Annotated in this window: 23 protein-coding genes; 15 read left to right on the top strand and 8 right to left on the bottom strand. The window is 44.2% G+C overall.

What is annotated here, in order from left to right; genetic code table 11:
- Positions 1 to 6: 6 nt before the first annotated feature.
- From H6G03_RS12665 to H6G03_RS12635, 7 genes are all read left to right on the top strand, one after another.
- Positions 7 to 828, top strand: coding sequence for a class I SAM-dependent methyltransferase (locus tag H6G03_RS12665; protein ID WP_190464731.1), 822 nt, complete (start codon positions 7 to 9; stop codon positions 826 to 828).
- A 129-nt stretch (positions 829 to 957) separates the two neighbouring features.
- A complete protein-coding gene (locus H6G03_RS12660) occupies positions 958 to 2,181 on the top strand; it encodes a vWA domain-containing protein (protein WP_190464730.1) in 1,224 nt (407 codons plus the stop codon).
- Positions 2,178 to 2,585, top strand: coding sequence for an FHA domain-containing protein (locus H6G03_RS12655; protein WP_242057023.1), 408 nt, complete (start codon positions 2,178 to 2,180; stop codon positions 2,583 to 2,585). The genes H6G03_RS12660 and H6G03_RS12655 overlap by 4 nt, the downstream gene beginning before the upstream one ends.
- A 45-nt stretch (positions 2,586 to 2,630) precedes the next feature.
- Positions 2,631 to 3,314: a GvpL/GvpF family gas vesicle protein gene (locus H6G03_RS12650; RefSeq protein ID WP_190464729.1), complete on the top strand. Its 684-nt coding sequence runs from the start codon at positions 2,631 to 2,633 to the stop codon at positions 3,312 to 3,314.
- A gap of 113 nt (positions 3,315 to 3,427) precedes the next feature.
- Positions 3,428 to 5,335 (top strand): ArsA family ATPase, encoded by a 1,908-nt coding sequence (locus H6G03_RS12645; protein ID WP_199315271.1) that lies wholly within the window; start codon positions 3,428 to 3,430, stop codon positions 5,333 to 5,335.
- Positions 5,336 to 5,358: 23 nt separating this feature from the next.
- Positions 5,359 to 5,496, top strand: a complete 138-nt coding sequence (locus H6G03_RS12640; protein WP_242057031.1) for a DUF29 family protein — start codon at positions 5,359 to 5,361, stop codon at positions 5,494 to 5,496.
- 201 nt (positions 5,497 to 5,697) lie between these two features.
- Positions 5,698 to 6,273, top strand: a complete 576-nt coding sequence (locus H6G03_RS12635) for a Uma2 family endonuclease (RefSeq protein WP_190464728.1) — start codon at positions 5,698 to 5,700, stop codon at positions 6,271 to 6,273.
- A gap of 6 nt (positions 6,274 to 6,279) precedes the next feature.
- Here the strand turns inward: H6G03_RS12635 and H6G03_RS12630 are convergent, their stop codons facing one another.
- Positions 6,280 to 8,043, bottom strand: a complete 1,764-nt coding sequence (locus H6G03_RS12630) for an HD domain-containing phosphohydrolase (RefSeq protein WP_190464727.1) — start codon at positions 8,041 to 8,043, stop codon at positions 6,280 to 6,282.
- A gap of 1,016 nt (positions 8,044 to 9,059) precedes the next feature.
- On the opposite strand from H6G03_RS12630, the gene H6G03_RS12625 reads away from it, so the two are divergent.
- The 3 genes from H6G03_RS12625 (at position 9,060) to H6G03_RS12620 (ending at position 11,662) form a co-directional block, all read left to right on the top strand.
- Positions 9,060 to 10,895 (top strand): AAA family ATPase, encoded by a 1,836-nt coding sequence (locus H6G03_RS12625; protein ID WP_190464726.1) that lies wholly within the window; start codon positions 9,060 to 9,062, stop codon positions 10,893 to 10,895.
- Positions 10,896 to 11,105: 210 nt separating this feature from the next.
- Positions 11,106 to 11,237: a hypothetical protein gene (locus tag H6G03_RS38785; RefSeq protein ID WP_255512219.1), complete on the top strand. Its 132-nt coding sequence runs from the start codon at positions 11,106 to 11,108 to the stop codon at positions 11,235 to 11,237.
- A 50-nt stretch (positions 11,238 to 11,287) separates the two neighbouring features.
- Positions 11,288 to 11,662: a gas vesicle protein gene (locus H6G03_RS12620; protein WP_190464725.1), complete on the top strand. Its 375-nt coding sequence runs from the start codon at positions 11,288 to 11,290 to the stop codon at positions 11,660 to 11,662.
- Positions 11,663 to 11,782: 120 nt separating this feature from the next.
- Here the strand turns inward: H6G03_RS12620 and H6G03_RS12615 are convergent, their stop codons facing one another.
- Genes H6G03_RS12615 through gvpJ form a run of 4 tightly spaced genes read right to left on the bottom strand, consistent with a single transcriptional unit; the run spans position 11,783 to position 13,777 of the window.
- Positions 11,783 to 12,028: a gas vesicle protein GvpG gene (locus tag H6G03_RS12615; protein ID WP_190464724.1), complete on the bottom strand. Its 246-nt coding sequence runs from the start codon at positions 12,026 to 12,028 to the stop codon at positions 11,783 to 11,785.
- 14 nt (positions 12,029 to 12,042) lie between these two features.
- Positions 12,043 to 12,777, bottom strand: a complete 735-nt coding sequence (gene gvpF / locus H6G03_RS12610) for a gas vesicle protein GvpF (RefSeq protein ID WP_190464723.1) — start codon at positions 12,775 to 12,777, stop codon at positions 12,043 to 12,045.
- A 26-nt stretch (positions 12,778 to 12,803) separates the two neighbouring features.
- Positions 12,804 to 13,277 carry a gas vesicle protein K gene (locus H6G03_RS12605; protein WP_190464722.1) on the bottom strand — a complete coding sequence of 158 codons (474 nt, stop codon included), beginning with the start codon at positions 13,275 to 13,277 and terminating at the stop codon, positions 12,804 to 12,806.
- A 56-nt stretch (positions 13,278 to 13,333) separates the two neighbouring features.
- Positions 13,334 to 13,777 (bottom strand): gas vesicle protein GvpJ, encoded by a 444-nt coding sequence (gene gvpJ / locus H6G03_RS12600; RefSeq protein WP_190464721.1) that lies wholly within the window; start codon positions 13,775 to 13,777, stop codon positions 13,334 to 13,336.
- 778 nt (positions 13,778 to 14,555) lie between these two features.
- Between gvpJ and H6G03_RS12595 the strand changes: the two genes are divergently transcribed.
- The 5 genes from H6G03_RS12595 to H6G03_RS12575 all read left to right on the top strand — a co-directional run bounded on the left by H6G03_RS12595 (position 14,556) and on the right by H6G03_RS12575 (position 18,529).
- On the top strand, positions 14,556 to 15,599 hold the full coding sequence (locus H6G03_RS12595) for a hybrid sensor histidine kinase/response regulator (RefSeq protein ID WP_190464720.1): 1,044 nt from the start codon (positions 14,556 to 14,558) through the stop codon (positions 15,597 to 15,599).
- Between the two features lie 266 nt (positions 15,600 to 15,865).
- Positions 15,866 to 16,264: a 50S ribosomal protein L21 gene (gene rplU / locus H6G03_RS12590; protein WP_190464719.1), complete on the top strand. Its 399-nt coding sequence runs from the start codon at positions 15,866 to 15,868 to the stop codon at positions 16,262 to 16,264.
- A gap of 28 nt (positions 16,265 to 16,292) precedes the next feature.
- Positions 16,293 to 16,592, top strand: a complete 300-nt coding sequence (gene rpmA, locus H6G03_RS12585) for a 50S ribosomal protein L27 (RefSeq protein ID WP_190464718.1) — start codon at positions 16,293 to 16,295, stop codon at positions 16,590 to 16,592.
- A 174-nt stretch (positions 16,593 to 16,766) separates the two neighbouring features.
- Positions 16,767 to 17,744, top strand: coding sequence for a porphobilinogen synthase (gene hemB / locus H6G03_RS12580; protein ID WP_190464717.1), 978 nt, complete (start codon positions 16,767 to 16,769; stop codon positions 17,742 to 17,744).
- Between the two features lie 308 nt (positions 17,745 to 18,052).
- A complete protein-coding gene (locus H6G03_RS12575; protein WP_190464716.1) occupies positions 18,053 to 18,529 on the top strand; it encodes a GNAT family N-acetyltransferase in 477 nt (158 codons plus the stop codon).
- Here the strand turns inward: H6G03_RS12575 and H6G03_RS12570 are convergent.
- The 3 genes from H6G03_RS12570 to H6G03_RS37540 all read right to left on the bottom strand — a co-directional run.
- Complete coding sequence (locus H6G03_RS12570) at positions 18,498 to 19,310, bottom strand: sensor histidine kinase (RefSeq protein ID WP_190464715.1); 813 nt, start codon at positions 19,308 to 19,310, stop codon at positions 18,498 to 18,500. The two genes, H6G03_RS12575 and H6G03_RS12570, sit on opposite strands and share 32 nt — an antisense overlap.
- Positions 19,311 to 19,365: 55 nt before the next feature.
- Positions 19,366 to 19,956, bottom strand: a complete 591-nt coding sequence (locus tag H6G03_RS12565) for an L-threonylcarbamoyladenylate synthase (RefSeq protein WP_190464714.1) — start codon at positions 19,954 to 19,956, stop codon at positions 19,366 to 19,368.
- A 341-nt stretch (positions 19,957 to 20,297) separates the two neighbouring features.
- Positions 20,298 to 20,542, bottom strand: a 245-nt coding sequence (locus H6G03_RS37540; protein WP_206756626.1) for a hypothetical protein, incomplete at its 5' end; no start/stop codon positions are given.

Below are 20,542 nucleotides of genomic sequence, written 5' to 3'. Positions count from 1 at the left end.
TCAGATATGAAAGACGAAGATTTGGTGAAAAGCTGTTACAGCAAAGATTTGGCACAAAGAAAAAACTGGTATAGCGAATTCGCAGATGCCTACAACAAGGCAAGACCGCGCTATCCTAAAGAGCTAATTTATCGCGCTGTAGAGGTAGCCAAACTTGAAAAGGAGGCCACTATTCTGGAAGTGGGATGTGGGCCGGGAAATGCAACGATCGCATTTGCAGAACTCGGTTTTTCCATGCTCTGTATTGAGCCTAGCCAAACATTTTACCAGCTAGTGCGACAAAACTGCGCTCAGTATCCAAATGTAGAGATTAGGAACACTTCATTTGAAGAGTGGCAGTTAGAAACTCAGAGGTTCAATGCGGTTTTAGCAGCAAATTCTTGGCATTGGATTCCACCGGAAATTAAGTATCCAAAAGCTGCTGCTGCTCTGCAAGAAAACGGTTATTTAATATTGCTTTGGAACATGATGCCTCAACCCGCTTATGAGGTTTATCAAGCATTGCATCAAGTTTATCAGAGTCAGGGCGTGTCTATTCCAGCTTACGAGCAGATGGAAACTCAAGCAGAAATAATCAGAGGATTTGGGCAGGATATCATCGATTCAGGTATGTTTAAGGGCTTAGTTTCAGGACATTTGCTGTGTGAAGTTACCTATAATATAGATGATTATATGACGCTTTTGAGTACTTTGTCATTCTATCGGATACAAGACCCGGAGAAGATGAATTTTGTATTTCAAAGTTTGCGGTCAGTGCTGGAGAGTAACTGGGGAAGCGATATCCATGTTTCATATCTGTCAGCTTTTAATATTGCCGAAAAAGTATAGTAGAGGCCATGACAGTTGAGGATATACTGAGATTTACCTCAAAAGAGAGAGGCAGTTATTCGTTAGTCTGGCTCACAACCGTTTACCATCGTTAATAGAAGGTCAGTTTGGATAAGCTATTCAATTGCGATGTTCAATTTGCAACTTGCCTGGGATCGCCCTGTTAAAATCAGTTCGCAACTTTCAGAACATATTTTACGAGTGCGGATCGTACCTGCGGGCGATCGCACTCAAAATTTACCCTTACAATTGGCAGTGGCGCTGGATACTAGCGCTTCGATGCAAGGTGAAAAGTGGGAACGATCGAAAGCAGCAACTCTTGCGTTAGCATCACAGTTACGTCCCGGAGATCGCCTCTCTCTAGCAGGATTTGCCGATTGGGTGACGCCGCTGATCCAAAATGTTCAGAACGATCGACTTGGCGATTTGCGAACAATTTTGGATCGCTTAGTTGCGGAAGGGGTAACGCGCACTGATTTGGCGCTAAACTGGATTCGCTCTGCCTTACCGCCACAGTCGGGTAGAGCGAGGGTAGGAATTCTGATTACAGATGGACATCCTACCACCGAAAAAGGAGAGGTTTTGCAGGAAGTCGATCGACTGATTTTGCAAGCTGAAGCAATGGCAACAGATGGTATTAGTATCTGTACGGTAGGATTGGGTAATGCTGCTGATTTTAATTCCGCGTTGCTGGTGAGTTTGAGCGATCGCGGACGCGGTACGTTTATGTATGCCGATAACCCGTCTCTGCTCACAACTCAATTGCAAGAACGTTTGCAAGCAGTACAGACGATCTCAGTTGCAGATGCGGTTCTCAAAATCAATTTAGCTGATGGTGTGAGGGTGAAAAATTGCTGCCAGTTTCGTCCGGATTACTTGCCTTTGGGAGAAACTGCTAAGGGGGAAATTAATTTGCGAAATTTGCGATCGGATACTTCAACAGATGTACTTTTAGGATTAGAAGTATCTAGTTTAAACCCAATTCATCCCCCCGGTAGTTACGCGATTGCAGAAGTTGGGTTACAAACATTAGAATTCACTTCTGCTATATCGCCAGTGCCGCTGCAATTTACTTCTTCCTATCGAGAAGCACAACAAATTAATTTGGAGGTCGATCGCGATCGTCTCTGCTGGGATATCAATCGTTTCAGTACTGAACTGAACAATACGAACGATCCTTTGCAAACTGGCGAATTGCTCAGCCAAATCCAAGCGGCAGCTCTAAAATCTGGTCAGATAGCTATTGCCGATCGAGCAACTCAGCAATTAGATGATTTGTATAAAACTGGCAAACTTAGCGCCCATCAAGCAACAGGATTGCTGACCGCAACTCGTCAATTGGGAGGTTTATGATGGTTGTTGGTTTTGGTTTCGATCCGATTCCTGGATTAACTCAGCTTAAACCGGAAGTAACTTATTTGCTTGTTCTCAATGGGCCAAAAGCAAATCAATATTTTTCTCTGAATCGGTTGCGATCGCTCATCGGGCGCAGCCATCCTCCTCATATTATTGTCGATATTGACCTCAGCGGCTACGAGCCCAGCCTCCCTACGACCATCTCCCGTCATCACGCCGTCATCCAGTGGGCAAATAATAAACTTCAAATTATCGATCTTGCCAGCCGCAATGGTACTTTTGTAAATGGGCAACAACTTACTCCCCCGTCTGCCGATCGGCCCTCAGATCCGGTTGTGCTAACTGTGGGTAGTAAAATTAAACTTGGCAACCTAGAGTTTGCAATTGTTGTTGCTGGATAGCCAATCCGGCTTTTTTGTTTTTAATCTTTACCTTTTTTATTAAGTGTGGAACAAAAAAATCTTTATACTTACGGCTTTTTGGCAACGCCAACTACTTCTCTAGAATTGCCTGTGGGAATTAGCGATCGCGTAATTTTGATTAGCAGCGCGGGCGTTTCATCTGTAGTAGAAGCGGATGTATCCGTAGAAGCGTTGCAAAACGACGATCGCCAATTAATCGAAGCGGTTTTGTCGCACGATCGCGTTATTGGCGAACTATTCCGTCAAACTACGGTTTTACCTTTGCGCTTTGGCATTTCTTTTGTATCCAAAGAAAACTTGTTGAATCATTTGGAATCCCACGCTGAAGAATATCTGGAAAAACTACGCCAACTCAATGGTAAAGCTGAATATATCTTGAAGTTTATTCCCCGCACTCCAGAAGAACAAAAAATCTCAGCAGAAGGTGGGGGAAAACAATATTTTTTGGCTAAGAAGCAACTTTATAAAGCACAGCAGGAATTTTACGCCACTCAAACAGCGGAATGGGAAGAGGCAGTAGAAATCATCACCCAAATACATAAATCTGCAATTGCTGTACCGCAAGAGGGTGAAGAAGCGCGGATTTATATTTTAATCGATCGCCAAGACCAACCCTTACTCGCCGACCAATTTCTCGCTTGGCAACAAGCCTGTCCCCGCTGGCAATTGCTGTTGGGAGAACCCTTAGCTCCTTACCATTTTATCTAAAATTATATAAGGACTATAAACCCGGTTTATTCATTAATTTTTAGCTGTGAAATCGATTTTTCCAAAAAACCGGGGTTCTTTGCAAACAAACAGAACTGCGAGGTGCAAAAAAGATGAATTTAAACAGCAAAAATATAAACGATCTCGTCATGTACGATTCGCTTCACTTAACAATGTTCAGCGGTAAAGGTGGAGTAGGAAAAACAACCCTTGCCTGCGGTTTTGCTCGACGCTGGGCGAAACTATTTCCTCACGAACAAATCCTATTAATATCTACAGATCCAGCCCATTCTTTAGGCGATGTCCTGCAAACACAAGTGCTAGACAGCGCCTCACCGTTACCCGATTTACCTAACTTAAGCGTGCGGGCATTAGATGCGAAGAAATTACTAATTGAATTTAAGGCAAAATACGGCAATTATTTAGAAACTTTAGTTGAGCGGGGTAGCTTCGTTGAAGGGGAAGATTTAACGCCTGTTTGGGATTTGGATTGGCCGGGTTTAGACGAAATCATGGGTTTGTTAGAAATCCAACGACTGCTAACAGAAAAAGCAGTCGATCGCATCGTCGTCGATATGGCTCCTTCCGGTCATACTTTAAACTTGTTGGGCATCAAAGATTTTTTAGATATAGTTTTAAATTCCTTAGAATTATTCCAAGAAAAACATCGAGTTATTTTCAAAAGCTTTAAGGGAAAGTATGCGCCCGATGACGTGGATGAGTTTTTAATAAAAATGAAATCTGAATTATCAGAAGGCAAACGCTCGCTGCAAAATAAAGATTTTACTGCTTGCTTGGTAGTTGCGATCGCCGAACCCATGAGCCTTTTAGAAACCGAACGACTTATCGAAAGTTTGCAAGCATTGGAAATAGCTTGCAGCGGCATATTTGTTAACCATATTTTAACAGAAACATCACCCGATTTAGATCGCTATAGCGAACAACAACAATTACTGCAAAAATTCCTCAAACTTCCCGGCAAACAACCAGTTTTTACAATCGCCGAACAAAGATCAGAACCCCTTGGCAGTGCGGCTTTAGACAATATTGTCACTCAAATTCAAAAAATCGATATCGATACAGTTGCAATTGCGCCACCACCGCCCGTACAATGGCCGTCAAAAGTGCCACCCAATTTTAACGATTTTATTGCTGAAAAACGACAACTTATCCTCGTTGGCGGTAAAGGCGGAGTTGGAAAAACTACCGTAGCAGCAGCTATAGGATGGGCGTTAGCAAATCGCTATCCCGATAAAAATATTCGCATGATTTCTATCGATCCAGCCCACTCTTTAGGAGATGCTTTCGGGGTAAAATTAGGACACGAACCCAGTCAGATTACTGATAATTTAAGCGGTCAAGAAGTTAATGCCGAGATAGTCTTAGAAGAATTCCGCAATGATTATTTGTGGGAATTAGCCGAAATGATGAGCGGCGAAGGAACAGAACCTGGGGCGATTAAAATTGCTTACACTCCCGAAGCTTGGCGACAAATAGTAGCGCAAGCTTTACCCGGTATTGACGAAATACTTTCTCTCATCACCGTGATGGATTTATTAGACCGCAAACAGCAAGATTTAATTATCGTGGATACCGCGCCAACAGGTCATCTGCTGCGCTTTTTAGAAATGCCGTCTGCATTAGCAGACTGGCTAGCTTGGATATTCAAATTGTGGATGAAATATCAAACCGTTTTAGGTAGAGTAGATTTGATGGGACGACTGCGGAATTTGCGCCAACAAGTTGTGAAAGCGCAGAAGAAATTGAAAGACCCCAATCATACAGAATTTATTGGCGTTATCCAAGCTCAAGCGGCGATTATTGCCGAACAAGTGCGGTTAACTGAGTCTTTGCAAAATAAGGATGTTCCCCAGCGCTACGTCGTGCATAATCGCTACATTCCAGATGTGGAAATAGATAGCGATTTATTTCCAGGACAAACGATTATTCGCTTACCGATTTTACCGCGCTCGGTAGAGGCGATCGCTAGAATTGAAGGAGCGGCCAAGCTGTTATTTTAACATGAAATTAAAGGAGAATAGTTTTGGCGGAGTGCTATCGTCGCGGTCGGAAAGCAGCTAGTAATGAAACGGAACTATTCTTAGATACGTTTCCGTTAGAATGCCCCTATAGCATCATCCAAGTTCTCGATCCTGAGTTTTTACCACAAGCTATTATTTAGTAGCTTAAGTGTGGGGTGTAGGGGTGAAGCATTGCGGCGATAAGTGTATTCCCAAGACCCAAAGTTTTTCTACAGCAATGCTTCACCCTTCTTAGGGATCAAAGGGGTTTTGAGCCCGGATTTGCTATTAAATTTCCTTGCGTCAATAACTTACTAGCGTACTGATGTTATTTTTATTAGTAAAAGTTGAGAGATATCGTCATGACAATAGCGCAAAACAAGACAAAAGACCAAAGGCTAGTTCTCTCTGGGATGGATTGGCAACAGTTTAAGTTACTTCAGGAAATTTTTGCCGAATCACCTGGAATTCGACTGGCTTACTACAAAGGAGAAGTTGAAATCTTGACAGTTTCCCCAGACCATGAAACATTCAGTCGAATGATTGCGTTTTTACTTTGCCAATACTTTATTAGCAAAGATATTGAGTTCAACCCATTAGGTAGTTTTACCCAAGAGAAGGAAAAAGAAGTTTCAGCACAAGCAGATGAATCTTTTGCCATTGGTAGCTCAACAGCCACCAACCCCGATCTCTCCGTGGAAGTCATTTTTACCAGTGGTAGCGATCGCAAATTGGCACGCTACCAAATATTAGGTGTTCCTGAAGTTTGGTTTTGGGAAGATAGTTTATTTAAGCTTTACCGCTTGCGGGAATCTGGGTACGAGAGGATAGAGCGCTCGGAAGTATTACCCGATTTAGATATCAATTTGTTAGCTCGTTGTTTGATGATGGCTTCCAAAGTAGAAGCTCTGAAAACGTTTCAACAGGCAATTGCTTGAGATTATTCATTTTTTTATTGGCGTTGCTGCCATTACGAGAAAATAATAACCACCCTCTTTCATGATTTTTATACAGCTTTTTACAACATTGCCATCATACTTGCTATCTATGCCATTCTCCAGTTCCAAAATAGCTTCTTCTAGTGATAACCCCGGTCTATAAGGTCTGTGGGATATCATCGCTTCCATGACATCTGCCACTGCTAAAATACGAGCTTCTTCAAGGATATTTTCACCTGCTACGCCGCGAGGATATCCTGTTCCATCCAGTCTCTCGTGGTGCTGTCCGACGATAGTTGCGATCGGCCAATCAAACGAAACTTTTCTGAGAATTTCTTCTCCCACTTTGGGATGTTCTTTGATCAGCTCGAATTCAATTTTACTAAGGCGACCCGGTTTTGAGAGAATTTCTGCTGGTATGGAAATTTTACCGATATCGTGAAGAATACCTGCAATATGGAGCGATTTTAATCTGTCTTCATTCAAACCTAATTGCTTGCCAATTTCAACAGCCAGCCAAGCTACTCGTCGTTGATGACCTGCTGTATATGGATCGCGGACTTCAATTGTTTCGGACAGCGCACCCACAGCTTCTAGCAACGCTTCTTGGGAACGGGAAATTGCGGCTAGCCTTTCAGCGTCTATTCTCTCGTATTTACTGATACTTTCTATGTTGACTAGCGCACGAGATAAGTCGGCGGCAAGGGCTTCTAGGTAGTAGATTTCTTCACCATCAAACGCATTTGGCTGATGCGAATAGATATTTAATACGGCAGCCACTCGACCGCTTTCAAATAACGGTAAAGAAGCTACCGATCGAAAACCGCTTTTCAGGGCTTCCTGACGCCACGTCCGATAACTAGGATCGATATTGATATCGCTCACAGTTTGAGGCTTACCGAGTTTGATCGCTTTACCTGTAGGCCCTTCACCAGTTTCCGTACTATCCCAAGTGATTTTGATGTTTTCCACGTAGTTATGGGTATCGCCCCATTTGGAAAGCATTTCGATCGGCATATAAGAACGGTTTGGAACTTCTCCTATCCACGCCATTGCATACTTTCCTTCTTCAACTAACGCTCGCGTTACCGCATCTGCAATTCCTTGCTTATCGTGCGATCGCATCATACCTCGGATCGCTGCAACCAAGGATTTGAGCAATTGATTGGAACGCTCGAAAGCAAACCGATTAAGCTTTTGTTCGGACACATCAATGATGATGGAATATAATAAGCTGCGCCCATTCAATTTCACTGGATGCGAATAAACTTCTACATCCCTAATCTCACCATCAGCCCGACGATGAAGAAACTTAAAATGATTCCGATGTTGGGCGCGGGCAAGAGCCATTTCTACAAATATTTGTTCCTCTGGAAGAGTATTAAGATCGGATATTTTAAGCGAGCAAATTTTTTCCTTATCCCAACCGTAGTAGTTTGCTGCCGCCTCATTTGCTTGTAAGATTTGCCCACTAGAAGGGTCAATCAAAAGTTGAGGTAGCCCATGTTGTTCAAGCAATTTAGTATAGGTTTCGATCGCTTCATCTCGTTCTTGCTGAACTTTTAGCTTCGCTCCGTAACTCTTCTCAATCCAAAAATAAAGCAGATAAGATGTAATAGCTGCAAACAGCAAACCTTTAAGTGAATGATTAAATGCTAGTTCTAAGTTACCTCTTGCCAATAAAATATCTGTCAGTACAATCCAAAGAGAAGAGAACAAAAAATATAGGTACGAAGCCAGACCTTGACGGGACAATTTAAACTTGTACATCTTTTTTTATGGTTCTTAAACCTTTATATGAGGATGCAATTCATTTCCTATTCCCTGTTCCCGTTCGGCTGACGCTCACGGAAGCCTGTTAAGAGTTCCCAGCAAGCAGCGCTATACTAGCCATTTACAGCGTCTTGCAGTCGTGTTGCATCATTGAAATTATCTTCCTTTATAGTACAGTACGTTGCCTTAGCGCGGGTTTGGAAAATAATTTAGAGTTTCCTAACAATGAATAATGACTTTACCCGCCCCTAGTGACTCTTAAATTTCGCTTTTTTGTCCCGTTATTATTTCATAGCCAGAGTAAAAATGTTGGCCCTAACCTGACAAAACTATGAGCATTTCGGTAAATATTTATACTTGAATCCAATGTTCATATTCAAATGCTTTGACAGTCCAAGGCTTTGCAGACTACCAACCATTCAGCGGGACAAATTTGTTCCCTGTTCCCTTTCTTCACCAAAATGTCCCGCTGATAATTGATAGCCATACAATTTCTTAATGCCAAAATTAAGTTAATTAAATCCTAAAACTATACAAAAATTAACAATAGACATGAGATTGCTGAGGTAGACAAAAACCCGGTTTCTGAGGCGCTGTATGGGTCACTGTAGGCCAACTGACATCACTCAAACCCTGGCGCGTCCGTCCAAAAATGAGACCTTTGAAAGCCGCTCAGCATGAGTACTATCGGCCTTTTTCCGTTTTCTTTCCCTTAGCGCCTAATTCTTAAAAGCCTAATTGAGATAATCTTTTTATCGGACAAAAATCTTTATATTCTTCGCTTAAAGATTTACACCTTTTGAGATAAAAGCATTAGTGCTATTAAATCAGTCTGCGGGGGAAGGAATGATTAAGAATAAATTTTTACTGTTAATTCATACTCCCTAAATAATGCAGTAAATTTATCGAATTGTGATAACCCAGCAGTGCGTCAGCGCTGTTGGCAAGTCCGCACTATACTTAGAACAGATTGGTGCGGAAAACTTGACTGCACAAAAGAGGGAGAAACAGACATGAGCGATCTATTCAAAGGTTTTGAGCAGTTACTAGAACTTGCAAAAGCCTTGGAAGAAAAAATTGAAGCCGGAGAAATCAAGGCAGATATGCAGTTTCGCACTCGCACTCTCAGCAGTATTCCTCGTGCTGGAGGTATTCCTCGCGCTGGCAATGTCAATGTCGGCCCAACTCCTTTCCGCACGACCCAGCCGCCCAGTTATGGCGACTCCAATTCTAGCTCGCCAAATCCTGTCAAACCGCAGCAGACATCATCAAGTCCTTCCCTCAGAGATGTTGGCGGATTGGGTGAAATTCTCAAAGAACTGAAAGAACTGATCGCCATCCCTTTAAAACGTCCCGATTTACTCGATAAAATCGGACTGGAACCGACGCGAGGCGTTTTATTAGTAGGCCCTCCCGGTACTGGCAAAACTCTCACCGCCCGCGCTCTTGCGGAAGAATTGGGAGTGAATTACATTGCAATAGCAGGGCCGGAAGTAATTGGCAAATACTACGGCGAAGCAGAACAAAAATTGCGGGGAATCTTTGAAAAAGCAGCTAAAAGTGCCCCTTGTATCATATTTATAGATGAAATCGACAGCCTCGCCCCAGACCGCAGCAGAGTAGAAGGAGAAGTGGAAAAACGGGTAGTGGCGCAACTCCTCAGCTTGATGGATGGATTTGCTCAAACTAAAGGCGTTATCGTATTAGCTGCAACGAATCGTCCGGATCATCTCGACCCCGCTTTGCGTCGTCCGGGAAGATTCGATCGCGAAGTGCTTTTCCGCGTTCCCGACCGTCAGGGACGTAGGGAAATATTGCAAATATTAACTCGCGTCATGCCTTTGGATTTGACGGTAGACTTAGAAGCGATCGCAGACCTCGCAGTCGGATTTGTCGGTGCAGATTTAAAAGCCGTTTGTCAAAAAGCCGCTTACAGCGCTTTGCGTCGTCAAGTACCTTCGATCGAAGCGCAAATTCTCGATACCATGACCGTTACTCAGGCGGATTTTTTACAAGCGCTTAAAGAAGTTAAACCAGCCGTTTTGCGTTCTGTGGAAGTAGAATCCCCCAATGTTTTTTGGGAAGAAATCGGCGGATTGGAAAATATTAAGCAAACTTTGCGGGAATCCGTCGAAGGCGCACTCCTTCATCCCGAACTTTACTTAAGAACAAAAGCAAAAGCACCCAAAGGGATTTTACTCTGGGGACCACCCGGAACCGGCAAAACCATGTTAGCTAAAGCAGTCGCTTCCCAAGCTAGAGCTAATTTTATCTGCGTTAACGGCCCGGAATTGCTCAGCAAGTGGGTGGGTGCTTCGGAACAAGCAGTGCGGGAATTGTTCGCCAAAGCGCGACAAGCATCTCCCTGTGTCGTATTTATCGATGAAATTGACACTTTAGCGCCAGTGCGCGGTCGTTACAGTGGCGATTCTGGCGTGAGCGATCGCGTTGTGGGACAATTGCTCACAGAATTGGATGGTTTGCCAACAGGTGCTAACATCTTGGTGATTGCTGCTACCAATCGTCCCGATGCACTAGACCCAGCGATGCTGAGAGCAGGTCGGTTAGATTTACAGTTAAAAGTAGATTTACCCGATCTAGAAAACCGCTTCGCAATTCTACAAGTTCACAATCAAGACCGTCCTTTGCAAGATGTGAATTTGGTCCACTGGGCAGCAGTAACTGAGGGTTGGAATGGGGCGGATTTAGCATTGTTGGGCGATCGAGCTGCTGTCGAAGCAATCCGTCGCTATCGCAGTCAAGGAATGAGCGAACCGGCAGCAATTCGCATTACAACTGAGGATTTCCACTACGCTCACCAAGTTTTAATGCAACAGCGTCCCGCTTAATTCTAAACTTGTTTTAGCAAATCGGTTTCAAGGACAGCCTTTATGTCGATCGATTGTAGAGACGTTTCATGAAACGTCTCTACAATTTTCAAGGCCGAGCCAATCCAAAATCCTCTCATCCAAAATCCAAAATGTAACCGTTCAGGGGGTGCGCCTACCGCACACCACCAGGCGAGCTTTTGTGGTAAAGATTTAGCAGGCAGTACTTTTGTGACGCGAATGCTGACTGTAGTTACTACGCTTAAATCGCAACAGCGTCATATTTTGGAGTCGATCGCAACTGCGGTTGCAAATGCTCGTGAGTTTTTTGAAGAACCCCGGTTTCTTTACGAAAATACATAGGCGAACCGCGAGAAAAAGCTATAATATTTTGAATTATTCAGAAAGCTTTTATGCAAAACAAAAGTCCGCTACGCACAATTCGGCCTAAAATCAGCACTATACCTCGCGAGAAAACTGAGGCGTCTGAGCAACTCGAACTCTATAAGATGGTAACGAAACGGCAGCGCATCTTACAGGAGATGCAGTTTATGGAACAGCGCCTTAACCTCTTGAAAGAACAACTAGGAACTCTCGATAAGCAAATAGAAGATACGGAAGAAACAATTAAGAAGTTACGTAAATCACCTCCTACTTTCACCCAAGGGCCACCGCAAGTAAAAGTGCAGAGGGTGCGTAAACAAAAAACAAGTTCTGCTCAAAATGTACCTGCTGATAATAAAGAGTCTAAGTCAAGTAGTTTCCAAACTTTTATCCTGGAATTTTAATCAGAGGATTTACTACTGGTATTGCTTGGCATACTGCTGTAGGAGTAATTCATCCATTACCCCTACAGCTACACTGGCAAAATAAAATCTGAAATCTCAAATCAGAAATTTGCAATCGGTTCATTCAGATTCTTCTGCTTCTTCTTCCATTGCTTGTATTTTTAACAAAAGTTCCTCTTCCTGAATTTCAAAATCCTCTTCTGAGATATCGCCAATATCAAACGCCAATTGCAAAGCTAATAACTGTTTGTGCAAATTCTCTTTATCATCCACTTCAGCACTAGCACGCTCTAAAAGTTGTTCTCCTATCCACACAACGCCGCTTAGTGGGCCAGTAACGGGAAAAGTTAATAGTTTCAGCAACATAAGATTGGTTCCCCTTACGAAAGCTGCGCGAATGTATAAGGCGCAGTAAAATTGTTGTAGCGAATTCGCAGACGATCGCCAAATTTGAGATCGATCGCTTCTACTTTTTCGCCAAACTGAGATTCACTATCCCAAGGAATCAAATAAGCCGCATTATAAATCATTTCTTCTGTCATTGTATCGCTTTCTATCACTTCTTCTGCTAAAGCATTCAATTCATCTCGAAAAAGATCGATTACTTCTTCCTTGCGAGCTTGCAGACCGCTTTCAATCATCTGACCGATTTCGATTACTCCATCCATACTCATCGCTCTACCTTCCATCGCATCGCGCTTTTCTTTCAAGGTAGGATTTGATGCCAGTAACGCTTGTATCTCTGAATTATTATTCCAAAGTACCTTGACGCTAACCTCGCGACGTCCGTCCAATTTATCGAATAACTCTAGCAGTTTTTCCTTGTACGGAATAGTCAATTGTTCGCTTACCGTTTCCCAAGTTTTGATCGCCAATCCAAAGCGAAGGGGGATAAGCGTGCGGAATCCCTCCTTCATGGCATCTTCTAAGACTTTTTCATGGCACAATAGATTGCGTCGAGAAGTGAGATATTTTTCTTGTTTTGCTTCCGAGTACAAAAAATTAAAAATGTCAATCTTATGGCTGTAAACTTGTAGTTTGTCCATTCCTTCTAGCTTTATACTTTCCGGAAGTGGTTCTGTTAAAATCCCATATAAGTAAAAACCTTTACTCATAAAAAATCACCCAAACTAAACAACATTTAAATCGGCTTTGATGTGACGACCAACCGCACCTTAGCGTGAATTAAATTCAGGTTAGCTACCCCTAAATCGATATCGCCATGCACCACAACTCCAATATCTAAAATTCTGTCTAATAGCTCCAATATAGAAGGATTGTGAGTTGCTTCCCCAGGATAGTAAGTTCCTGGCGGCGGTAAAAGAGTGCCGAATTCTCCCAAATTTACATTCAAATCCGCTGGATCGATTTCAAAAATTTCGCACATACGGCGCACTTCTTCTTCCAGCTTTTGCAAACTTTCTGCCGCTCGGTCTAAGTCTGATTCGCTGAGCGCTTGTTCTTCCATACGCCGAATTACTTGCGCTTCCATTAGCTGGCGAACTAATTCTAGCACCGTTAGCAGTAAAGAAGCCAAACCAGCTTTAGTATTGAGTTTGTGAGTGGTGGGAACTGTTTCGTGAGAGTTTTCAGAAGATGTTCCAACTAATGACATGATGAGACTTTTTCACATATTTTTTCACTGACTGAAATTGATTCTTTTGTGCGCGTTTAATCTATTTCTGGATGATTTTCATCTTCGCTAATAGGAGGATTTCTCGATCGATCTTTTGGCTGCTCTGCTGCACTTAAGTCTAGTTGGCTCGTAGCTAAAGCTTTGAGCGATCGCATTTCTGCTTCTAAACTTTGCAACCGTTCCTGAAGTTTTTGATTTTCATCGATTAAAGTTTGGGTTTTACCGCTCAGATAAGGGTCGTTTTCCCACCAGTTTACCCCCATCTCTCGCGCTTTATCAACAGAAGAAATTAACAAGCGAATTCGGATATGCAAGAGTTCGGTTGAGGCGATCGAAACAGAAATATCACCCGCAATCACAATTCCTTTATCCAAAACTCGTTCGAGGATATCCGCCAAAGTCGAACCTTGAGTGGAAGTAGTAATTGTTCGACTGGCATTAGTTCGCGAATTTGTCGGCAGTATCGGCGAGGAAGTCACGATCGGTTCGACTCTTTAAGGATCTGCTCACTATCTTACCGCATCAACAAATATTTTCGCAACAGAGATCTCTGTCCCCTACTGGGTTGAATTCTTTAATTTTGAGCGCTTTTCGCTTTCTAGTCAAATCTGAAATTTTTGCTTCTGGCATTATTTTTCAATTTTGTTTTTATTGCTGACGTAAAAAAGCAGTTTCAAGCCTTCAATTTCAACGGTAATTATCAAGGACTCAAAAATTTTAACTCGATGCGATTGTGGCGGAGTTAATCCAAAAATATTGCCTAGAGTGGCCAGTCAATATCTCCATATTAACTTCTCGTTAAGCAAGAAATTTATTTCTAAATTTGCCATTTTAATTATAATGGCCATCAGTACTCAATTATCTAACATCTAAATAGTATCAAGTGTTTTTGGAGTTGTAAATACTAAAAAAAGAAATAATTATTAAGAGAGATCGCAACTGGCCGATCGTTGACGAGGATTCGTAAGGACAATAAGTTCATCATTAACGGTATTTAACCTGCAAAGACATGGGAGCGCTATTTAGTTGATGGTAACGCAGACAGAAAAGAACTTGCACAAAATACCGGGTGCGATCGCACTAGCCGTAGATTTGACTGAAAGCTAGACAGGATAAGCTTTTAATAGCTATGCTAATTGCGATCGCACAGATCGGCTCAATCTCATCAGATGCAACGCTATCGGCAGATGCGAAAGCCTCGACGAACTGGGTCGCTCTTCCTCAGAGACACCTGGAAATGGGAGCAGTAGCGAAAGCATGGAAAATAGCCGAGCAGAACTGCTGGCAATGTCAGTTGCCGATATCATCAGTTCAGATGCGATCGATCCCAAGGTAAGCGTTCGAGACTTGTTGCGCCAAAAACATATAGTTGTCGAATCTCTACACATTACAAAAGACGGTCAAACTATTCCCGTAGAAGTCAGCGCCACCTTATTTACATTAAACAATTTGCCCACCGTACAAGCAATTTGTCGCGATATCAGCAAACGCAAACAAGCAGAAAAGGAACGAGACCAACTGTTAGCGCGGGAACGAGCTGCGCGGGAAGAAGCCGAAGCAGCCAACCGCATCAAGGATGAATTTTTGGCAGTATTATCTCACGAATTGCGATCGCCCCTTAACCCGATTTTAGGTTGGGCAAGGTTGTTGCAAAAACGCAAGTTTGACGACGAGACAACCGCCCGTGCTTTGGAGACGATCGAACGCAATGCCAAATTGCAAACCCAACTGATTGAGGATTTGTTGGATGTCTCCCGGATTTTGCGCGGTAAGTTAGTTTTGAATGTCGCTGCGGTGAATTTGATAACCACGATCGCAGCTGCCTTGGAAACAGTTCAACTAGCAGCAGAAGCGAAAGGCATTCAAATTCAAACTTTCCTTTCTGCAAACGCAGGACAAGTGTCTGGCGATGCTACGCGCCTTCAACAAGTTGTTTGGAATTTACTCTCCAACGCAGTTAAGTTCACCCCAGCAGGTGGAAGAATTGAAGTTTGTTTCCAGCCAGATGGAAACTATGCTGAAATTACTGTCAGCGATACCGGTAAAGGTATCAGTCGCGAGTTTCTACCGTATGTATTTGAGTATTTTCGTCAGGAAGATGGTCAAGTTAGAACTCTACCACCAGATAGGGGTGGTGAAATTCCGGCGATCGCCCTGACTGCCTATGCGGGAGAATTGAATCGGCAACAAGCTCTAGAAGCTGGTTTTGGGCGACACATCTCCAAACCCGTGGAACCGGAGGAATTGGTGCAGGCGATCGCCGAGTTAGGGGCTAGGGGGAGCGGGGGAGCGGAAAAATAAATCTTTACCTTTACCCTTCAACCTTCTTCCCCTAGCCCCTAACCCCTAACCCCTAACCCCTTTCTCTTGACTTTTGAACGATCGCTTGACATTACTCTATTTATTAAATGATAATAGGAGATTGTGTGTCTAATCCTGCTCGGATCAGGTCAACACATTCCAAAAGCGAATGGATTGTCATTATTCATCAGTCATTTGTGGTTTACCGATGACCGACGATCGATGACCGAGTAGCTACCTGTACGGCAACCTTATCAAACAATCTCATGGCTTACGCAATTATTGAAACTGGCGGCAAACAACTGCGGGTAGAACCGGGTCGCTTCTACGATATCGAATTGCTGCACGTCGAACCGGACTCAAAAGTCAGCATCAACAAAGTTTTTCTCGTTCACAACAACGGCGAAGTAACGATCGGTCAGCCCCTAGTTGAAGGCGCTACCGTAGAAGGCACGGTCGTGCGGCATTTTCGCGGGCGCAAAGTACTCGTCTATAAGATGAAGCCCAAAAAGAAAACCCGTAAAAAACGGGGACATCGCCAGGAAATTACTCGCCTGATGATAGACTCGATCAACTTGAACGGTAGCGCGATCGCATCCGCCGAAGCCGCACCAGCTACTGAAACCCCTGCTCCAGAAGAAAGTACTGAGAACGCAGCAGAATAGATAGTAGTAGAAACAAACAGAGGAAATCATGGCTCATAAGAAAGGAACAGGCAGTACGCGCAACGGGCGCGACTCAAATGCCCAGCGTCTCGGCGTCAAACGCTTTGGCGGTCAAGTTGTCAGAGCGGGTAATATTCTAGTCCGTCAGCGCGGCACCAAATTTCACCCCGGCAATAACGTCGGACGCGGCAACGACGATACCCTGTTTGCCCTCATCGATGGCATCGTCACCTTTGAGAGAAAAGGTAAAACTCGCAAGAAAGTCAGCGTTTATCCAGCCGCAGCATCGGAAGCTACCGCTCCCGAACCTGTAGCAGCCGCAGTTTAATAAGTTAGCCAGATCCCCGACTTCTCAGAGAAGTCGGGGATCTACGCTGCTGACTTCATGCAAGTTTGCAATATTTTCAGTCGGCACGATCCACAATTTCGATAAAATTCCTGCTTAGGGGCAATTTGCAAATTGCCCCTAAATTTATTCTGCAACTCAGCTTTATCAAACACCATGTTCCCCATTAATCGCCCTCGCCGCCTTCGCACCTCTCCTCAGCTTCGTCGCATGGTGCGAGAAACTACACTTACCAAAAGTGATTTAATATACCCCCTATTTGCCGTACCCGGTCAAGCAATTGCCAAAGAAGTGAAATCCATGCCCGGAGTCTACCAACTTTCGGTAGACAAAATTGTCGAAGAAGCAAAAGAAGTCTACGACCTGGGAATCCCTGCCATCATACTATTTGGTATCCCTGAAGATAAGGATGCAGATGCGACCGGGGCTTGGCACGATTGCGGAATTGTACAGAAAGCAGCGACTGCTGTCAAAGAAGCCGTACCGGATTTGGTTGTTATAGCTGATACCTGTCTGTGCGAGTACACCAGCCACGGTCACTGCGGCTATCTGCAAACAGGTGACTTGATGGGCCGGGTATTGAATGACCCAACGCTGGAATTGCTCAAGAAAACAGCAGTTTCCCAAGCTAAAGCCGGTGCGGATATCATCGCGCCTTCCGGAATGATGGACGGTTTCGTGCAAGCAATTCGGACTGGCCTGGATGAAGCTGGGTATGAAGATACACCGATACTTTCCTACGCAGCTAAGTATGCTTCGGCTTACTACGGGCCATTCCGGGATGCCGCCGAGTCAACACCGCAGTTTGGCGATCGCAGAACCTACCAAATGGACCCAGGCAATTCTCGCGAAGCCCTCAAAGAAATCGCACTCGACATCGCCGAAGGAGCCGATATGCTCATGGTAAAACCTGCCCTTGCCTACATGGACATCATTTGGCGTGTCAAAGAAGCTACCAACTTGCCTGTAGCTGCATATAACGTATCTGGCGAGTACTCCATGATTAAGGCAGCTGCCCTCAACGGCTGGATCGACGAAGAACGGGTAGTTATGGAAACATTGACCGGCTTCAAGAGATCGGGTGCTGACTTGATTTTGACCTACCACGCCAAAGACGCCGCCCGTTGGTTGTAGTCAATGACAAATTGAGGATTTCAGATTGCAAATTCTGTCTTTAAATCTGCAATCTAAAATTTGCAATCTGAAATTCCACCTATAGATACTGTTACTAGGAGAGAGAGCCCCACTACTATAGCGACTTATGAGACTTCGGTTAGGAATTTCTTCCCTTTCCCTCTTCCCCTAACCCCTAACCCCTTGCATCGCTGTTAAGTTTTCTCCAAAGAGCCCGTAATGGCAAAATTTCAGTGCGATCGAACACCAATCGACGGCAAACTGATTAGTAAAATGACCCGGTAAGAGACTCTAGGTTATCGACAAAGATGAATTCTAGTGAGATTCGGTTCTGCGATTTGCAATCGCAGGTAGACCTCAACCAACTCCAGGAGTTGTTTAAATTAGCAGCTTTTTGGGCGCAAAACCGGAAAATAGAAGATTTAGCAGTTGCGATCGCCAACAGCGATCCCGTCATCAGCGTTTGGGATGAAAATCGCTTAATTGGGTTTTGCAGGGCTAATTCAGATTGCGTTTACCGAGCCACAATTTGGGATGTGGTAGTTCACCCAGACTACCGGGGTCTAGGTTTGGGACGTAAAATGATCGAAACCCTTCTCAATCACCCCCGGATTGTGCGGGTAGAACGGGTATATCTGATGACTACGTATCAACAAGGCTTTTACTTGCGGCTGGGCTTTCAGTTTCCCAACCCCAGTACCACAATGCTGCTATACAACAAACATCAAGCTACCAGTTCCCTTGCCACGCCAGCTATGGTGTCTGGGGAGTCACCAAGGGGATAGAACATTGCAAGCGAGTCAGATGAGACTGCTCGCTTGGTGAGGGGACTGCCAAAACTTCCAAGCGTCCCTTCATTAAATCCAAAAGAGTTTGGCTAATCAGTAAAGAAAGTCCGGGTGAGAGCGTAAAATTTTCATCATCTGACTTATCGGTTGACTTATCGGTTTGGGCAGGAGACTCGAACAAGTCGATCGGATCGCTCCAAGCACTCGCCGGACGCTCATCTTCAATCACAATGCGAACATACCCGGACGCCAAATCGGGATGAGCGGAAACCGCCACACTGCCTTCCTGCATTAATTTCAGCGGCGTGTCTACCAGATTGAGCAGCACCTGGCGCAACCAGCGAGGGTCTGCCAAAACGTAAATTTCTGGGTCAGTAGGTGTTACCTGAAGACGAATATTGCGATTTGCCGCCAGGAGATGGGTCAAATCATAAACTTGCGCTAAAACCTGAGCTAGTTGCAAAGGTTGTATCTCCAGCTTATTTGTGCCGTACTCTGTTCTGGCAACGTTAAGAATTTCATCGAGAAGCGCTACCATCTTCAGGGCAGAACCGTGGGCTTGCGCCACAAATTCTCGCTCTTCCGCCTCATCTTCGCACAAATCGGACAAAATTATCTGATGCAGACCGATCAGGCTGTTGAGCGGCGATCGCAATTCGTGAGAAATCCGAGCTAAAAACCCAGCTTTAAACTGGCTCATTTCCGCTGCCATATGGTAGGCTAGCTCAGTTTTCTGCAATTGTTCTTTGAGAGCAAATATTTCCGAGTCAGAGTCCATCAAAATTAAAAATTAAAACTTAAAAATGGGAAACTATCCCCATCAATTCAGCCTATCAAACTTCTAACTTTACGGCTCCTTGTCGTAATATTTCCCAACTATTGCCAGTCCATTTGGCAACGGTAGAAGGAACACCCCCACCTGCATTTGTCAATTCCAATTCAGTGGCAGCAAGAGTTAATACTTCCGGAAACTGGGCCTCTATTTCTGACATAGTTTGCAAAGCTGGCTGACCGGATAAATTCGCGCTAGTAGTTGCCAGTGGGCCAGTCTGGGCCAGAATCTGCCGAGCGATCGCACTGTTAGGCACTCTTAACCCGATCGTAGAGGGGTCAGCCGGGTTTACTGCTGGGGGCACTTTCCCCGATGCCGGTAATACCAAAGTTAACGCACCCGGCCAATAGCGATCGGCTATTTTCTGCCAAAGCTGCAATTCTTGGGCACTTCCCCTACAAAAAGGCCATAGGTCATCAGACGACGCCCCCATCAAAATCAGCGGTTTATCTTGCCCCCGTCGCTTTGCTTCAAAAATTAAATCCGACCTATCAGGACGCACCGCCAGTGCTGGTACCGTATCTGTAGGAAAGCTTACCAGATAGCCAGAACGCGCTTTATCTATGAGGATATCGAGAGAGACTTGGGTCATTCTTCATCAGTCATAGGTTTTCAGTCATTAGTTAGGCTTTATCTTTCCGTTGCCAGAGAAGAAAATTTCCTCGCTCTTGATATTAATTCCCTGTAAATTTTGTAGAAATTGGCTTGCAAACCTAAAGTAGCGATCGCGTCATATGGCAACTTTCTCAAGACAACCAAATCATATCATATCCCATAGCAGCGGTTACATAAAAAAATCCCTTCCGCTCGGAGTTCTTATCAGCGTTAATCTGCGTTCATCTGTCTTCATCTGCGGTAAAAATTTAACCCCCGATATCCACAGATAATATGAGAGCATCAGCCTTACACTATCGATCTGAAGCCACCCCAGCCCTAAAGGGACGGGGGTTCAAAATGCGATGAAACCTCCACTTGGCTCTCCCAAATTGGTACAACATCCAAGTTCTTAGTGTTAGTATTTTGAACTTTCGCTGCGACTCGCTCTGACTCTGGGAATTTTCCAAAGGAAGGAGGAACTTGTCCTCCTAATCGCAAGTTAATTTTCGTGGTCGCCTGTCTCCAAGCCGCATACAAGAGCGGTTCCGCACTTAACCAAGCGTTTTGTGCTTGATTCGCTT

The sequence above is a fragment of the Aerosakkonema funiforme FACHB-1375 genome, from assembly GCF_014696265.1.
GTDB classification, from domain to species: Bacteria; Cyanobacteriota; Cyanobacteriia; order Cyanobacteriales; family Aerosakkonemataceae; genus Aerosakkonema; species Aerosakkonema funiforme_A.
Note: the sequence above shows the minus strand (reverse complement) of the source record. Positions and strands in the feature narration are given on the sequence as shown.

Coding starts and splice junctions, on each gene's coding strand:
- H6G03_RS12645 (WP_199315271.1), top strand. CDS start 3,428: ATGAATTTAAACAGCAAAAATATAAACGATCTCGTCATGTACGATTCG.
- H6G03_RS12625 (WP_190464726.1), top strand. CDS start 9,060: ATGAGCGATCTATTCAAAGGTTTTGAGCAGTTACTAGAACTTGCAAAA.
- rpmA (WP_190464718.1), top strand. CDS start 16,293: ATGGCTCATAAGAAAGGAACAGGCAGTACGCGCAACGGGCGCGACTCA.
- hemB (WP_190464717.1), top strand. CDS start 16,767: ATGTTCCCCATTAATCGCCCTCGCCGCCTTCGCACCTCTCCTCAGCTT.
- rplU (WP_190464719.1), top strand. CDS start 15,866: ATGGCTTACGCAATTATTGAAACTGGCGGCAAACAACTGCGGGTAGAA.
- H6G03_RS12665 (WP_190464731.1), top strand. CDS start 7: ATGAAAGACGAAGATTTGGTGAAAAGCTGTTACAGCAAAGATTTGGCA.
- H6G03_RS12595 (WP_190464720.1), top strand. CDS start 14,556: ATGGAAAATAGCCGAGCAGAACTGCTGGCAATGTCAGTTGCCGATATC.
- H6G03_RS12630 (WP_190464727.1), bottom strand. CDS start 8,043: ATGTACAAGTTTAAATTGTCCCGTCAAGGTCTGGCTTCGTACCTATAT.
- H6G03_RS12635 (WP_190464728.1), top strand. CDS start 5,698: ATGACAATAGCGCAAAACAAGACAAAAGACCAAAGGCTAGTTCTCTCT.
- H6G03_RS12660 (WP_190464730.1), top strand. CDS start 958: ATGTTCAATTTGCAACTTGCCTGGGATCGCCCTGTTAAAATCAGTTCG.
- H6G03_RS12620 (WP_190464725.1), top strand. CDS start 11,288: ATGCAAAACAAAAGTCCGCTACGCACAATTCGGCCTAAAATCAGCACT.
- H6G03_RS12605 (WP_190464722.1), bottom strand. CDS start 13,277: ATGTCATTAGTTGGAACATCTTCTGAAAACTCTCACGAAACAGTTCCC.
- H6G03_RS12655 (WP_242057023.1), top strand. CDS start 2,178: ATGATGGTTGTTGGTTTTGGTTTCGATCCGATTCCTGGATTAACTCAG.
- gvpF (WP_190464723.1), bottom strand. CDS start 12,777: ATGAGTAAAGGTTTTTACTTATATGGGATTTTAACAGAACCACTTCCG.
- H6G03_RS12615 (WP_190464724.1), bottom strand. CDS start 12,028: ATGTTGCTGAAACTATTAACTTTTCCCGTTACTGGCCCACTAAGCGGC.
- H6G03_RS12570 (WP_190464715.1), bottom strand. CDS start 19,310: ATGGACTCTGACTCGGAAATATTTGCTCTCAAAGAACAATTGCAGAAA.
- H6G03_RS12565 (WP_190464714.1), bottom strand. CDS start 19,956: ATGACCCAAGTCTCTCTCGATATCCTCATAGATAAAGCGCGTTCTGGC.
- H6G03_RS12575 (WP_190464716.1), top strand. CDS start 18,053: ATGAATTCTAGTGAGATTCGGTTCTGCGATTTGCAATCGCAGGTAGAC.